Genomic DNA, 16,153 nt, shown 5'->3' with positions numbered 1-16,153 from the left:
AAGTCTCCTAAGCTTTACTCTGTAACCTTCTAAATCCGGTATTTCTGAGCTTTTCTTCGAGCTGAGATAGAGGAGTTATTGTTCCTTATTTTATTTGCGTAAGTAATACGCAAAAATACTGATTTTGTCCAAAGTCCAATTGACTCTCTAAGCCCAGTCGCGAGGAAAGCCTCACGGGTTCTGACTTGAAGGGCGGCTTGATAGGAAGCGATCGCATTTTCGATATTCTGTGCCCTTTCTCCCCGGATTCTGTCACTGTAGGCATTCCCCAGATTATTTTGAAGGGTTGCCCAAGTTTCTGAGTGATTCTCGCGGGTAAAGATAGTCAGTATCACTTCATAGCCTGTAATCGCGATTTCTAGGTTAGTGGCTTGACTCCCTAAAGGAAACTGCTGGATCAGATTACTGAAATTACCAATAGTGGCGGCAATAGCTTGGGCTGGTTCGGCTTCCACCTCTGCCAGTTTTGCCGTTCCCCAGTCATACAATATCTGGGCAAAGTTATCATCCAATAGATGCAGGTTTTCCTGGAGGAGGGGATAGACAACTTGCGGATTTCCATCACTATATGACGTTGCTTGTAATACCTGCATCAGGAAACGCAGTTGAGCTTCAGGAGTAGCCGTTGAGTCAGATAATCCCAAGAATTCCCCTAACTGATTCGCCATTCCGATTAAAAACTGCGCCGCATTTTCATCCCCCCTATCTGCGAACGCTTCCGCTACCTGTGCCATGGTTTCCAGCAACCCAGCATCCACTAACTCAGCGTTATCCTGTAATATCTGCCCTTCCTCACCACTGGGACAGGTTAATAGGGCATTAATCAGGGTTAGATAGGCGTGTTGGCGTTCTTCATCCATGAGGGAATTGAGACGGGAGATGCTAACTCAGGTATAGCAAAAGACAGAGGGGGAAACCTCTCTCCAAACCTCTCTCCTGCTCTTGAGAGGCTTTGAATTCTTGCCAGTGTGGGGTGATCGGGTGACGGTAAGCATCATGATGTATGACGCCAATAGAGCCTCGACTAAGGACGCTCTGAGCCTCGCCCATGACACTCTGAGCCTCGACTAAGGACACTCTGAGCCTCGCCGAGGACGCTTTGAGCCTCGACTAAGGACACTCTGAGCCTCGCCGAGGACGCTTTGAGCCTTGACTAAGGACACTCTGAGCCTCGCCGAGGACGCTTTGAGCCTCGAACTCGACTCAGGACGACAGATACAGATGCGATCGCACTATACAGGGTGCGTTACATTTCATTAACGCACCCGACAAATAGAGCCTGTGCCGATGTTTAGGCGATCGCAATCGTTGAGACAATTGATACACTAGGAGATGTCACTCTTTGTCCCTTCATAGTTGCCCTGGCGATCTCTCACGCTTGGGTTTTCTCTCTCGATAACAAAGGGTGTTGACCAAGGGATTGAGCAGAAGGCAACCCGATAAGAAGAGGGCAACCCGATCAAATTCAATGGACTGGAGTTGTTAATTGGTGCGGTTCCCCTTCTCCCCACGGTGGGAGAAGGGGTTAGGGGATGAGGGGGAAAATCAACCCGCCCAGTTGCGCGAACACAACAGGGATCACACTTTCCAAAAAAAAAGGCGGCACCCAGATTCGAACTGGGGGTAAAGGCTTTGCAGGCCCCTGCCTTACCACTTGGCGATGCCGCCGTGTAAGAGACGCGCCATGGCGCGTCTCTACAATAAAGGATTATAGCCTATCTCATCCGGATGTGTCTTTTTCGCCAAGAATTCTTTTCGGCGAGCAAAACGTTAAGTATCTTAGCGGGGTGAAACCATTTTGTTCATTCCTCGCTAGTCTGAGAATATCCGTTAATAGAGCGTCCCGCTACAGTCGCGATCGCTACCTCGATCCATGCTATTCAACCTGCTTAACCTGCCTTACTGGATTTTCCTAGGGATGGGCATCCTCTTATTTCTGGTTGTCATTGTCTCCGGTGGTGGTGATGATGATTTTGATATCGATGCCGATGCGGATGCCGATGTGGATGCCGATGGCGATTTTGCCATGGGATCAATGTTCAGTTTTCTCGGTGTGGGTAAAGTCCCCCTGATTTTGTTACTCGCCACTGACTGTTGTCTAGTCGGAGTTTTTGGCTGGATGATTAATGTGGCGATCGCGAATGTCACGGGTACGATTCCCACAGGTTTATTCGGTGGTGTCGTCGGCGGCGCATCCCTGCTGCTGAGTTTATTCAGTGGTAGCTTAATTTCTCGACCCTTGGGTAAAATATTTGCCGCCTTTGGTGAAGATACCAGTGGCGATCGCTTAATTGGTTGCCAGGGTACTGTCAGTACCACTTCAATTCCCCTGGAAAGCCAAGGCAAAATTGGTCAAGTGGATGTTATCGATCCCAGTGGTAATCTGGTGACGATTAATGCCACCCTTCCTCAATGGGCAAAAGTTATTCCCAATCGCGGTAATTACGTCTTAGTCATTGAACGACAACCAGAAAGCTACCGGGTGATTACTAAAGATAGTTCTGATCAACAGCAATGGTTGTCTAATTCGCCCCAACTTAAGGATTCACCTTAACAGATACATACACAACCCTTGTGTAAGGTTATAGCAAAATGTGATTCTTTTTACACAACCTTTAAATGTGTATGATTCCCAAGCTTTAATAAAACCTATAGAGTATTAATCGCTAACTACCATGTCACAATCATCTACTTCCTCAACGTCCCAGCCTGTCCCAGTATCCTCTACCCTGGCACAACTTCCCAGTGGTATTCTCTTTTTTCCCGGTTTGATTGGCGCACTCATTGTATTGCTTCTCGCCGGCTTATGGTCGTACAAACTGATTTATAAAATCACTCCCAATAACGAAGCATTTGTCAGAACGGGCGGATTGTTCGTCAAAAAGAAATCCGTTATTCTTTATGGCGGTTGTATCGTTTTACCCGGTTTTCATGAACTGACCCGTGTCCCCTTACGGGAAATTTCCATTGATGTGGAACGGACTGGAAATCTAGCCGTGCGGACTCAAGACTACCTGCGGGCAAATATGCGAGCAACCTTTTATGTCTGTATCAATGCCGATCAAGAGGATGTGTTAATCGCTGCTGCCCGACTCTCGAAACAAGGACGAGTTTCTACGGAAGATATTAAAGAAGCCCTAGAAAAACGAGCAGATGATGCAATTCGAGCCGCTGCGAAGAAGAAGAGTTTACCGGAAATTGATTCGGATAAACTTGGATTTGCCGATGAAGTCTTGAATCTGATTCAGCCGGATCTAAAAAAAGTTGGCTTAACCCTGAATAATATCGCCATTTCTGAGATCGAAGAAAGCGATATATACGATACCAATAACTTCTTCGATGCCCAAGGGGTACGCCTGCGAACCGAAACCATTCAACGCTCCATCCAACAAAAACGGGAAGTTGAACTGAGTACCCAGGTAAGAATTGAACAGCAGGAACTTGATGCCGAAAAGCAATCCCTGCGAATCGTCAAAGAAAAAGAAGAAGCGTCACTAGGACAACAACTAGAGGTTGAATCCCTAAAATCCCAGCGACAACGGGAAATTCAAGAAGCCAAAGACCGAGAAGCCGCCACCGTACAACGGACGAAGATTTTACAAGATAAGTCCGTTGAAGAAGAAGAAATTCGCCGCAAACTCTCGGTTCAAGAAAACCAAATTGAAGCTGATATTGCCCTAGAGGAACGGAATAAACAGCTAAAAGTCGCCCAAACCTTGCAAAAACAGGAAGCAGAAATTGCTGAAATTACCCGTCAACAAACCGTCGATTCCTCCCGCCTAGAAGCCCAAGTTCGGGTAGCTGAAGCCGAACGCTTGTCGAAAGTCGCGAAACAGGAAGCCGCGATCGCGATCGCCAATAAAGAACGGGAACGCTTTGTATCAGAAGCCGAACGCGCTGAAGCGGAATCGGGTGTGGTTACGGCTACGGAGATTGAAAAAGCAGAACGGGAAAAACGCCTATCCCTGATTACAGCGGAACAAGAGGCAGAAAAGCGGCGGATTGCTGACCAAAACGTGGTTGAGATTGATGTCTTCCGCCGTCGTCGTCAAGCGGAAATTGCCCGTCAAGCGGCAGAATTAGAAGCCGACTCCATTCGCACCTTAGCCCAAGCGAATCGGGATAAAGCCCTGGCTGAAGCTGAAGGGAAACGGGCAATCATTGAAGCCGAGAATACGTTGAGTGACTCCAAGTTAAGCGCCCAAGTGCTGACCACAATTTGGCCCGGTTTGGTAGACAAACTGCCAGAAATCGCCAAAGCCTTAGCGCCACAACCGGGAATTTTAGGCGATACCCGAATTTTTGCGTTCCCCGGGATGAATGGTAGTAATGGTAATGGTCATGGGAATGGCATGGGTGATATTAACAAACTCTTACTCTCGACCAGTGGCTTATCCTTAATCAACACACTTCTGGATGAAGGGAAGCTGGGAAACTTAATTGGTCAAGTGAGTCAGTTGGTACGAAATAATCCCAGCCAAAATGGAGGAAATGAAAGCCATAATACCCCAGAGTATTCAGCCGAACTGGAGACTCAAGCCTTAGTCAAGCGGCAAACACCGCCAGCCCCTCCTCCGTCAAAATCTCCTGGACAACGACAACCCTCGTCCTCAGCAGCGAAACTTGTCGAACCGTCTCAGATTAAGAGTGATGAGGGTTCTACGCCACCCCATCGTGCATCTGGGGCAAAGAGCGATCGCGATCGCGAAGATCCCAGAACCCGTCATAGTTGAGGCAAAGGAGCAGAGGGAGATGGGGGAGCTGGGGGAGCAGAGGGAGCTGGGGGAGCAGAGGGAGCAGAGGGAGCTGGGGGAGCTGGGGGAGCTGGGGAAGCAGAGGGAGCTGGGGAAGTTAACTCAAAACTCTACCTTACCTAAGCTGTTCGGCATTTAAACCTTAATGTCAATAATGGTGAAATCCTTGTAGTGCGTTTAGCGAAGCCATGCCGCAGGCTTTAGCGAAGCCATGCCGAAGGCTTTGCATCTTGCTCGCTACTAATACCCAATTTAAATGCATGACAGCTTATTGCCTATTGCCTATTGCCCATTGCCCATTGCCTGTTCCCTGTTCCCTAACAAATGACAAATGACAAAGAACAAAATTTGATACCCTAGCTTAAATAGTCTTGGGAACGAATAGAGAAGCGTGGATATTCAAATTGGGCGAGGTAAAACAGCTCGCAGAGCTTATGGCATCGATGAAATCGCACTAGTCCCCGGACAACGGACGCTAGACCCTAATTTGGCAGACACCCGTTGGCGTTTGGGGAGCATCGAACGAGAGATTCCGATCATTGCCAGTGCAATGGATGGCGTGATCGATGTGCGAATGGCAGTGATCCTATCTGAGATGGGAGCGCTAGGGGTGCTTAATCTCGAAGGCATTCAAACCCGTTATGCTGACCCTAATCCGATATTAGAGCGAATTACCTCTGTGGGTAAGTCAGAATTCGTTAATCTGATGCAGGAGTTGTATGCTGAACCGATTAAACCGGAATTAATCAGCCAGCGAATTCAGCAAATCAAAGACCAAGGTGGGATTGCGGCGGTGAGTGCGACGCCAGCAGGCGCGATGAAATATGGTGAAATTGTCGCCTCAGCGGGTGCTGATTTATTCTTCATCCAAGCCACTGTGGTGTCCACGGCTCACCTGTCACCAGAGTCAGTCACCCCCCTAGATTTAGCCCAGTTCTGCCAGGATATGCCAATGCCCGTGGTTTTGGGCAATTGTGTCACCTACGAAGTTGCCCTGAACTTAATGAAAGCAGGTGCGGCGGCTGTATTAGTGGGCATTGGTCCGGGTGCCGCTTGTACCTCGCGGGGCGTTCTGGGTGTGGGAGTCCCCCAGGCGACGGCGGTGGCGGATTGTGCGGCTGCCCGTGACGACTATCATCAAGAGACGGGTAATTATGTGCCAGTTATTGCTGATGGTGGGTTAATTACCGGGGGAGATATCTGTAAATGTATCGCTTGCGGCGCAGATGCGGTGATGATTGGCTCTCCTCTGGCTCGTGCCAAAGAAGCCCCAGGAGGCGGGTTTCACTGGGGAATGGCAACCCCTAGCCCGGTTCTGCCCCGAGGAACGCGCATCCAGGTGGGGAGTACAGGAACACTACAAGAAATTCTGATTGGACCTGCCCAACTGGATGATGGCACTCACAATCTTTTAGGTGCGCTGAAAACCAGTATGGGAACCTTGGGCGCTAAGAACTTGAAAGAAATGCAGCAAGTGGAGGTGGTGATTGCGCCATCCTTGTTGACAGAAGGGAAAGTTTACCAGAAAGCGCAGCAGTTGGGAATGGGTAAATAAAATTTTTGGGGTTGACAAACTGCCCCAAACCCCACTGATGTAAGTTAACATAGAGAAAGCGGAGACGCATGTTTCCGTTCACTCCTCACACCACACTCCGCCCGGACTATGTTCGGGCGGTTCCTTTTTGGGGGTTAAGCTCTAATGTCAGGATAGCTTAACATCTTAATCGACTAAATGTGACGATTTATGTCGAAATATATACTTTTTTTGCAGGGGAGCGCTCAGTTTTCTCTGTGGTAAAATATCCCAAGACACATAGAAAATAGTACACGCAAGGATTTCCAGGCATGTCAACAGCCGTAGCAGTTACAGACGCCAGTTTTAAGCAAGACGTCCTAGATAGTGACGTTCCCGTTTTAGTAGATTTTTGGGCACCCTGGTGTGGCCCGTGTAGGATGGTCGCACCTGTGGTGGATGAAATCGCACAACAGTACGAAGGTCAGATTAAAGTTGTAAAGCTCAACACTGACGAAAATCCTAATGTAGCCAGTCAGTATGGGATTCGCAGCATTCCGACCTTAATGATTTTTAAAGGAGGACAACGAGTTGATATGGTTGTGGGTGCAGTTCCGAAAACGACGCTAGCAAACACTCTAGAAAAGTATCTCTAATCCCTTCCCTAATCAGTTAAGCCTTAAGCCGAATCGGGTTAAGGCTAGTTAGGCTTGCAGGCGCGAGGAGTCGCTACAGCTACAAAAAGCCTGTAAGCTCTCGATTAGGTTGGCAAACATAACCCAAAAGCTAGAAAAGCGGTGAAAAGCGGGGTAAATTGCCAATCTTGAAATCATTATAAAATCAGCAAGTTGGCAACTTGAGTTTATGTCTAGTCCCCAAACCAATATAATTACCTGTTTTTCTATCGTAAATCCGGATTAAGACACTGCCACTTGTACTATGTAAGTGTCTAAATCTATAGACTTTACTAAGTCATGAGTAGGATACCTATATCGCCTCCACCCATCAAACGGGTTGTGGCGATCGCATCAGTCGTGGTAGGTTGTCTGGTTAGTCCGATTCCGACTTACTCTCAACCGACCAACTCAGCGAGTAATACTCCCTCGCTGCAAGATATGCTTGAGTTTAATCTGGATCTATCGGGTCGGGGAAGCCCCCGTTCCGGTAATCGTACAGGTGGCGCGAGTCGTAGTCTCTGTGGGGGAAGTCAATCTGGAGAATCTTTGTTCGCCCTGATTCCCGATACCAATGTGGGATTAACGGTAGAGGAACATCCCACCTTCTGGTTCTATATTCCTGATGGCGCGAATACATTCGACTCAATGAAATTTGCCCTCTGGAGTGATCAGGGTGAGAAAGTGTACGAAACCACCTATCCTGTGACGAACGCCCTACCCGGTGTGATTAGTATTTCTTTACCGCCAACCCTACCCGCGCTAAAGGAAAACCAATACTACAACTGGATTTTTACCGTTTACTGTGAAGATCCCCAAGCAGCGATTGTTCGCACTGATCCCAAACGAGTCCGAGTTAGAGGTTCCATCCAACGTGTTCCTTTAACGGCTGAACTCCAACAAGGATTGAATCGGGCGTTGACTCCCCGCGATCGCGCCGTTGTTTTAGCCCAAAATGGGATTTGGTTTGACCCTCTCACCCTGATCGGCAATCTTCGCCGTACTCAGACAGCCAATTACGCCCTGGCGGTGGATTGGAGTAACTTGTTAGAGGATATTGAACTCGACGCGATCGCATCCAAACCCATTACTGAATGCTGTAGTGCTTTGGCTCAGTGATCCCCCCATTGGCATAGTGGTTCTCAATTGAGAATTATCAATCACCCTGTTCTCTAACGAAGGTTGCTTGTCTTCCATCGTTGCCAAAAACCCCTATCTCTACTGGATGTTCCTAATTCCACGTTAAACACGAGATATCAGCGACTTGATTCGAGCCTGTAAGACCCGCTGTAAGACCCCGCTACACTATCTCGTTCGATCAGTCCCTCATTTTTGCACTTTGGCTGTTCTCGTGTACTAGAAACAGCTTATCGCCCCTAATTTTAATTCGATAGCCGCTTGACCCTTAAAACAGTGTGCTATAAAGAAGTAGATTGGATATTTTCTCAAGTACTAGGTGGTGTATCACTAAATACTGTGCTTTCTTGTCCAATGGTTTAGTATTTTGTTGTCATTGGAGAATATAGGTTGGTGGCTAACCATAATTGAGTCATTTCGGCAAAGGGATTCCGGCTTCTGAATTTCTTTGATAGGTATGTACTGAACTTATGCCTAGGTTAACCATAGCTAAAACCAATAACAGATAGCTTAACCCTGGAAAGGGGAGTGATATCATCCAGATTGATTATTCAGATACTTTCGACGACAATTCAACCGCAATAGTTTTGGTGTCTCTTTAAAATTCAACGTATCATTTGATAGCTGAGTAATCGTATTGGGATTCGGTGCGGCTTCTAATTTGGACTTGCCTTATTTAGGGTTGAGTAAAATTCTGTCTGTCAAGTCCTATACATCAGTTCTATTTATTCCACGGAGTTTTGTAGCCCCTATGATTAATTCTGCAATGAAAGGAGCAATTCTGCTGTTGGCTACTTTACCTTTTTTGGGTGTTACCAGTATACAGCCGACTCAGGCGACTTCAATCCCTCTCAAGGTGGATAAAGCAGACGTACCGATTGTTCCTCAGTTTAACCCCAGCTCTCTATTGACAAACACTTCAGTTACTCAGAATACTTTTGCTAAAGATTCTATTGTAACCAAGGAAGCCACACGGATCAACCCCCCAAGTCTAATCGTGGCTCAGTCCGTTACCGGGGCAGGTGATCAGGTAGGGACCACGGTTGAGCAAGACGGTAACCAATTTAACATCGACGGTGGCACATTTTCCGGAGATGGGGAAAATCTATTTCACAGTTTCCAATACTTTGGTCTTTCCGCTGGTGAAATTGCCAACTTTTTGTCTAATCCTGAAATTCGCAATATCTTGGGGCGGGTAGTTAGTGGGGAAGCTTCAATTATTAATGGTTTGATTCAAGTTACCGGGGGCAACTCAAATTTATTTTTAATGAATCCGGCGGGGATTGTATTTGGGGCGAATGCCAGTTTAAATGTTCCCGCGTCGTTTACAGCTACAACCGCGACAGGAATTGGTTTTGCGGGAGATCAGTGGTTCAATGTCTTTAGTGAAAATAACTATCAGACGTTAATCGGTAATCCCAATCAGTTTGCCTTTGATTTAGCTCAACCTGCAACCCTAATTAATGCTGGCAATCTAGCCGTATCAGAAGGACATAATTTAACCCTACTGGCAGGAAATACGATTAATACCGGGCAACTGACTGCACCGGGCGGCACCATTACAATGGCGGCTGTACCGGAATCCAATCGGGTGCGGATCAGTCAACCGGGACAATTATTAAGTTTAGAAATCGTACCATCTACCAATGAGAATGGGGAGATAGAGGCAATTGATCCCTTGGATTTACCAACACTGCTGACGGGTACAGATGAAAGTGTGGACACGGGATTAACAGTTACAGATACAGGTCAAGTACAGCTTCAGGAGTCTGGGATTACTGTATCGGCAGAAGCCGGAGTTGCGATCGCCTCTGGCACTTTGGATGTGTCTCATGAGTCTCCCGGCGTTGATTCCCAGTCGGTGAATGTATTTGGCAACAAAGTTGGTGTATTTGATGCCACCATTAACGCTTCTGGGATGTATGGTGGGGGAACAGTACGACTTGGCGGCGACTATCAAGGTCAAGGAAGTGGGTTTAATGCGTCTCAAACCCTAGTTAGTGAAAACTCTGTAATTACGGCTGATGCTGGAGTCCAGGGAACAGGCGGTGAGGTGTTTGTTTGGGCAGATGAGGTGACGGGCTTTTATGGAACCATTAGCGCCCGTGGGGGAACGGAAGCAGGAGATGGGGGATTTATCGAGGTTTCTGGTCAGGAATTATTGATTTTTACGGGTTATGCTGATGCAGGAGCATTGAATGGTCAACCTGGTACATTATTACTTGATCCTAAAAATATCACGATTGGGGATACTAATGCTCCATTAACCGAACTTTTTAATCCGAATAACCCCACAAATAATCAATTTGGATATTCGGTAGCGGCAGTTGGATCAGATATCTTAGTGGGTGATCCTGGAGATGATACGCAGGGAAACAATTCAGGTGCTGCTTATTTATTTGATGGTAACGATGGCAGGTTATTGTATGGCTTTTTAAATCCCGATTCGGATGATCCAGCGGGAGACCAATTTGGTTTTTCTGTCGCTGGAGTAGGATCAAACGTGCTAATTGGCGCTCCTGGAGATGATATAGGAGGAGAATCGAATGTCGGCTCTGCCTACTTATTTACTCCAGAAGGAGATCAGTGGCAATACTTGTCTTTGTCTAATCCTACTCCCCAAGCTGAAGATCAGTTTGGCTTTTCAGTTGCTGGGGTAGGGTCAAATCTTCTAATTGGCGCTCCAGGAGATGATCACAACGGAAAAACCGATGCAGGTGCTGCTTATTTATTCGATAGCAGTAACGGTAGTTTACTAAAAGACTTTTTCAGTTCCAATTCTGACAATGATGGTCAATTTGGCTATTCGGTAGCTGGCGTGGAAAACCATGTTTTGGTGGGAGCGCCTGGAGAAAGGGTTACTATCAACAACGAGACAAAAACGGCAGGTGCCGCCTATCTATTTAAGGATAGTGATCCTAACAATGGGCAACGTTTGATTAGTCCCAATCCGACAGATAGCGGACGGTTTGGTTATTCAGTCGCCGCGATGGGATCGGACATACTGGTGGGCGCTCCTAGTGATAATCTAGGACAAGGAGTTCAAGGTGCCGCCTATTGGTTTAATCAAAATGGCGAGTTGCAAAACACCTTTTCAAGTCCCAATTCTAATAATGATCAATTTGGTACTTCAGTCGCAGCAGTAGAATCAGCAGAGTCCGCCCTAGGGTTTAACGTTGTCGTCAGCACCCCCGGAGAAAATGCTGTTTATTTATATGAACCCCTGCTCGATGCTGACACTGGACGTTTGTGGCAAACCTTTCCCAAGCCCCCAGAGTCACCCACCGATTTTGGTAATGCGGTTGCTGGGGTAGAAAGAAACGTGGTAGTGGGAGCGCCAGGAGATATGAATGAGCAAGGGAATGCTTATGTGTTTGGCTCCAGCTTCGAGTTTAATGATAATCGTGACCAATCTGTGACAATTGATGTCGCCACGATTACCAATATTACTAACACGGGAACCGAGATAGAGTTTCAGGCAAATAATGACATCACTGTAAATGAGTCAATTATCACTGACAATCAAAACGGAACTGGAGGATCACTGAAATTAAGAGCAGGTCGCAGTATTTTTGTCAATGCTGATATCACTACAGATAATGGCAATTTAATCTTAATTGCCAATGATAGCGAAGCGATTCAAGACTATCGTGATCCTGGCGACGCTTTGATAGAAATAGCTGATGGCTTCACACTGGATGCGGGGAATGGTGATATATATCTTCAACTCGATCCAGGAGAAGCAAGGGGAGATATTAATGTTAAAGGCGAGATTATTACTCAGACAGGAGATCTAATTGTAGAACATAATAATCCCACAGGTGGAAACGTTAATGTTGAAAACACGATTAACGTTGGCGGAAATGTGGATATTACAACCGCTGGCGCAAATATTTTAACCAGTGGTAATGTCTCGACGGCGAACGGTAAGATTAATTTCGCTAGTCAAGGGGGCGATGTAGAAATTCAGAGTGGTGGTAATGTCTCTACCAATACTGGTGAGATTAATTTCGCTAGTCAAGGGGGCGATATAGAAATTCAGAATGGGGGTAATGTTTCTACTAATGGGGGTGAAATTCGTTTCAACAGTCAGGGTGGAACTATTGAAGTTGATCCGGCGTTTAGTTTGACGGGTGAAACGTTCTTGTCTACAGGTGCTGGAACGGGAGATATCCTGTTTAATAATCGTCTCGATGGGACGCAAAATCTCACACTGACGACGGGAACGGGTAATGTAATCTTTGAGGGACAAGTCGGTAGCGATACACCTCTGGGAAATCTGACTATTGCTAGTGCGAGGAATGTAACGGCAAAAGACGCGATCGCAGCCACTAGCTTTACGCATCAATCAGGAACTGGCATAGTTAATTTGAGTGATTTACAACTATTCAATGGAGATTTAGAACTCAACACCAGTGATGGCTTGATAGTAGGCAATATTACCGCAACTGAAGGCAATGTTGAATTAAGCTCAACGAACAATATCACTGTAGAAAATATTGCAACGTCTGGTGGAACAATTAATCTCACCAGTGAAGCAGGAACCATCACTAGCGGTAACTTGAATTCCGGCGGTGGTAGTGTAGACGCAACGGCTAGTAATGATCTAAACACCGAAAATATCACAACCTCTGGTGGCACAATTAACCTCACCAGTCAAGCAGGAAACGCCACGAGTAGTGACTTAGATTCTGGTGGTAGTGATGTAAATGTTACTGCCAATAGGAACTTAACTACAGAAGATATCACAACGTCTGGCGGCACAATTAATCTCACCAGTCAAGCCGAAGCAATTAATACGGGTAATTTGAATTCTTCTGCCGCCACGGGTGGCGATATTATCGTCAATGCGAAGATTAGTATTACCACTGAAGCTATCAATTCTAGCGGCACTGAAGGCGATGGCGGCAACGTTATTCTCGATCCTTTGGAAGATATTACCGTCAATTCTATTAATGCCCAAGGCGGAAGCAATGGTCAAGGTGGTGATGTTGACATCACTACGCAACGATTCTTTCAAGCAACAGGAAGCTTTACCGATCAAAATGGGATAGAAGCTAGTATTTCTACAGCAGGCGGTAACGGTGGCGGCGATATTACGATTCGTCATGATGGTGGCGCACAGGAGGTGATTGAGCCTTTTGTTGTCGGTAATGGCAATACGAATGGTACGGCACAAGCCATTACCAGTGGAGAGTTTACGATTGCACCTGTTCAGTCATTTCCGGGAAGTTATACGCTCGGTAATATCCGGATTATTACAACTGATCCTCCAACTAATCCTCCAACTAATCCAACCAATCCGTTAATAGAGTTTGAGAAACCTTTAGAACGTCCTCCTACTCCTAATGCCTTGGATCAAGAGCCAATTATCAATGCTGATGTTTACAAAATAGAGCGCTACTTTACCCAGGCATTTGAGAAACAACTGGGAATGGAGGCAGAAAAAATCCTCACCTTGGATGAAATCCGCAATCGCTTGCGTAGCATTGAAGTGGCAACTGGGGTCAAACCTGCTGTAATTTATGGGGTTTTTGTACCGAGTAGCACTAAATCCGAAATGGAATTAGAACTGATGCTGGTAACAGCAGATCGGGATGTAATTAGTAAGCGAGTATCCGGGGCTAAACAGTCTGATGTCCTGAGTACAGGACAGAATTTTCGCCAGGAAATTATTGATGGTGGGTTTGGATATTTAGATGGAGCAAAACAACTGTATCAATGGCTAGTGGCACCCTTGGAAACAGAATTGCAAGAAACAGGAATTGAGAATTTAGTCTTTATTCTTGATGAAGGGTTGCGCTCATTGCCCATAGCCGCTATCCATGATGGAGATAACTTTATCGTGGAGCGATATAGTGTGAGTTTGATGCCCAGTGTGAGTCTCACAGATACCCGTTATGCCAATATTAAAACGATGCCTGTTTTGGCAATGGGTGCTTCAGATTTTCCCGATAATCCTCTTCTGGAACAATTACCAGCAGCGGCGGCTGAAGTATCGATTCTGACCAATACCTTATGGCGTGGTCAAGCCTTTATCAATGAGAATTTTACCGTTAACAATCTCAAGGCACAACGAGAAGAAAAACCCTTTGGCATTATTCACCTGGCTACCCATGCAGAATTTGAACCGGGCGCACCTAGTAATTCTTATATTCAGTTATGGGATACTAAGGTAGGAATAGACGAAGTTCGTAGTTTAGGCTGGCATGATCCGGCTGTAGAATTAGTGGTATTGAGTGCTTGTCGTACTGCCTTAGGTGATCCGAGTGCTGAACTGGGGTTTGCCGGATTTGCGGCTAAAGCGGGAGTTAAATCAGTATTAGCCAGTTTATGGTACATCGAGGATTGGGGAACGTTGCCAATGATGGCAGAGTTTTACAATAATCTGGATGATGCACCGATTAAAGCGGAAGCATGGCGACGGGCGCAAATGGCAATGATTGAAGGAAAGGTTAAGTATGCAGACAATCAATTAATCTTATCGGATAAAGCCATTACTTTGCCAATTACTGATGCTAACCCTGGTAATCCTGACTTATCTCATCCCTATTACTGGTCAGCATTTAGTATTGTTGGTAATCCGTGGTAAAAGGTAGAGGTGCGGAGGAGAAGAGGTGAATTTTCCAATTAACAAATAGAACAATGACATTTATCGGAAAAAATGAGTGTAGATAATCAGTTTGAACCACTTTTGAGCGGTGAAGTCTTGTCGGTTGATGAATCGACACAACTTTTAATTGGAAATCGCACGTTCCGAGTGGATGAATTTCTAGAAGTGATAAGGATGCAGCTTGAAGGGTTAGAGGGATGGAATCAAGACAAGAATGGTTGGTTTAGTGAAAAGGGTATTTCGGCTGAAGTTTTGAGATTTACAGCTAAAGGTTGGCAAAAAGGTACGGTGAGAATCAGCCTGGAATTTGTTCCTGAAGAAACTGAGACTCAGAAATCCCCAGCCTTAAATACAGGCGGGACATCACCAGAGCAAGAGGAACTGCCGATTATTGGAATGATGGGCTAGAGATGTAGGGTGGGCAATGCCCACCTCACGGTAACTTGAGGTTGATTATCATGGCGACACAATGTCTTGTCCCAATCCCATAGTGTGAGGTTGGGGAGGGCGGGTTTTGTAGAAAGGTTATTGGTTTGTCTGTTAATTTTGCCCCTAAACCCGCCCCTACAGCTTGGTTCGTAGCTGTATCGAGGCTTCGGGGGGTTTAGTATCGGTCAAAACGTTCTTAACCATTGGGGTTTCCCTGATTTGCGTTTACCTGGAGTATTCGCAGATCTGCGAATACTCAAATTGTACGCTGTATCTTCGCAGATCTGCAAATATTTACTTCCTGATCTTCCTCTGACACGATGGGGAACATGGGAAAAGCAGGCAAAGTCCTTCGGCAAGTTTTGGAGAACTACGGCATCAGCCAGAACAAATTGGCTCTCACGTTGGGAGTTAAACCTTCCGTTGTTTTTCGCTGGTTTCATGAGCAGACAGATCCCAGTGCTGAAACTGTCCGAAGTATTGCTGAAGCTTTACACGGTCTTGAGCCAGCCGCTGCGGATGAGTTTGTCCGGCTTTATTTGGGGGATTACCTTCAGGACAGCGATAAAACCTGAAATATGCCAGTGGTTCATTGGAAGTAGTGATTGTTACTCCCTATAACCACAGATTTGTGTAGATTTACGCGGCGAAAATTTTTTGACACGATTGAGGGCATGGGAAAAGCCGGAAAAGTTGGGGCAGGGCGGGTTTTGTAGAAAGGTTATTGGTTTGTCTGTTAATTTTGCCCCTAAACCCGCCCCTACAAGCCAGGTTTTTTCTAAGGTGGGGAAGGGTCAAAACGACCTCATTTAGCCAGATGTCATGAAACGTAAACTCCTTGGATGACTGAACAGTTTATCCCATAGAACTTGTAGTTTGAATAAAGGGCGACCCGACCGAATTGAATGGACGGGTGTTGTGAATTGATGGAAGCGGGTCGCCCCTACAGGTTGTTAGATCATGTTCACCCCTCTCCTCTTCTCGTTGATATATAGCAGTAGACACATCGATTGGGACTTTCGGCACCATTGTA

9 protein-coding genes and 1 tRNA gene are annotated in these 16,153 nt (G+C 46.3%); 8 read left to right on the top strand and 2 right to left on the bottom strand.

What is annotated here, in order from left to right:
• Positions 1-29: 29 nt before the first annotated feature.
• Positions 30-860, bottom strand: coding sequence for a hypothetical protein (locus RH949_RS30460; RefSeq protein ID WP_446358468.1), 831 nt, complete (start codon positions 858-860; stop codon positions 30-32).
• A gap of 737 nt (positions 861-1,597) precedes the next feature.
• Positions 1,598-1,668, bottom strand: a tRNA-Cys gene (locus RH949_RS30455).
• 205 nt (positions 1,669-1,873) lie between these two features.
• Between RH949_RS30455 and RH949_RS30450 the strand changes: the two genes are divergently transcribed.
• The 8 genes from RH949_RS30450 (at position 1,874) to RH949_RS30415 (ending at position 15,695) form a co-directional block, all read left to right on the top strand.
• Positions 1,874-2,554 carry a DUF1449 domain-containing protein gene (locus RH949_RS30450; protein ID WP_446342119.1) on the top strand — a complete coding sequence of 227 codons (681 nt, stop codon included), beginning with the start codon at positions 1,874-1,876 and terminating at the stop codon, positions 2,552-2,554.
• A 121-nt stretch (positions 2,555-2,675) separates the two neighbouring features.
• Positions 2,676-4,733 carry an SPFH domain-containing protein gene (locus RH949_RS30445; protein WP_446358466.1) on the top strand — a complete coding sequence of 686 codons (2,058 nt, stop codon included), beginning with the start codon at positions 2,676-2,678 and terminating at the stop codon, positions 4,731-4,733.
• A 412-nt stretch (positions 4,734-5,145) separates the two neighbouring features.
• A complete protein-coding gene (locus RH949_RS30440) occupies positions 5,146-6,309 on the top strand; it encodes a GuaB3 family IMP dehydrogenase-related protein (protein ID WP_446358464.1) in 1,164 nt (387 codons plus the stop codon).
• 290 nt (positions 6,310-6,599) lie between these two features.
• Complete coding sequence (gene trxA / locus RH949_RS30435; RefSeq protein ID WP_044206943.1) at positions 6,600-6,923, top strand: thioredoxin; 324 nt, start codon at positions 6,600-6,602, stop codon at positions 6,921-6,923.
• A gap of 318 nt (positions 6,924-7,241) precedes the next feature.
• Positions 7,242-8,060 (top strand): DUF928 domain-containing protein, encoded by an 819-nt coding sequence (locus RH949_RS30430; RefSeq protein WP_083799005.1) that lies wholly within the window; start codon positions 7,242-7,244, stop codon positions 8,058-8,060.
• Positions 8,061-8,844: 784 nt separating this feature from the next.
• Positions 8,845-14,670: a CHAT domain-containing protein gene (locus tag RH949_RS30425; RefSeq protein WP_446358461.1), complete on the top strand. Its 5,826-nt coding sequence runs from the start codon at positions 8,845-8,847 to the stop codon at positions 14,668-14,670.
• Between the two features lie 72 nt (positions 14,671-14,742).
• Positions 14,743-15,099 carry a KGK domain-containing protein gene (locus RH949_RS30420; RefSeq protein WP_446358459.1) on the top strand — a complete coding sequence of 119 codons (357 nt, stop codon included), beginning with the start codon at positions 14,743-14,745 and terminating at the stop codon, positions 15,097-15,099.
• A gap of 350 nt (positions 15,100-15,449) precedes the next feature.
• Complete coding sequence (locus tag RH949_RS30415) at positions 15,450-15,695, top strand: helix-turn-helix domain-containing protein (protein ID WP_006100826.1); 246 nt, start codon at positions 15,450-15,452, stop codon at positions 15,693-15,695.
• Positions 15,696-16,153: the final 458 nt, after the last annotated feature.

The sequence above is a fragment of the Coleofasciculus sp. A1-SPW-01 genome (assembly GCF_040217205.1).
Lineage (GTDB): Bacteria > Cyanobacteriota > Cyanobacteriia > Cyanobacteriales > Coleofasciculaceae > Coleofasciculus > Coleofasciculus chthonoplastes_A.
The sequence above is the reverse complement of the archived record's forward strand: the minus strand, read 5'-3'. Positions and strand labels throughout refer to the sequence as shown.

Bases quoted from the DNA above. Each gene is read 5' to 3' on its own strand.
- RH949_RS30460 (WP_446358468.1), bottom strand. From the start codon at position 860: ATGGATGAAGAACGCCAACACGCCTATCTAACCCTGATTAATGCCCTA.
- RH949_RS30450 (WP_446342119.1), top strand. From the start codon at position 1,874: ATGCTATTCAACCTGCTTAACCTGCCTTACTGGATTTTCCTAGGGATG.
- RH949_RS30445 (WP_446358466.1), top strand. From the start codon at position 2,676: ATGTCACAATCATCTACTTCCTCAACGTCCCAGCCTGTCCCAGTATCC.
- trxA (WP_044206943.1), top strand. From the start codon at position 6,600: ATGTCAACAGCCGTAGCAGTTACAGACGCCAGTTTTAAGCAAGACGTC.
- RH949_RS30430 (WP_083799005.1), top strand. From the start codon at position 7,242: ATGAGTAGGATACCTATATCGCCTCCACCCATCAAACGGGTTGTGGCG.
- RH949_RS30425 (WP_446358461.1), top strand. From the start codon at position 8,845: ATGAAAGGAGCAATTCTGCTGTTGGCTACTTTACCTTTTTTGGGTGTT.
- RH949_RS30420 (WP_446358459.1), top strand. From the start codon at position 14,743: ATGAGTGTAGATAATCAGTTTGAACCACTTTTGAGCGGTGAAGTCTTG.
- RH949_RS30415 (WP_006100826.1), top strand. From the start codon at position 15,450: ATGGGAAAAGCAGGCAAAGTCCTTCGGCAAGTTTTGGAGAACTACGGC.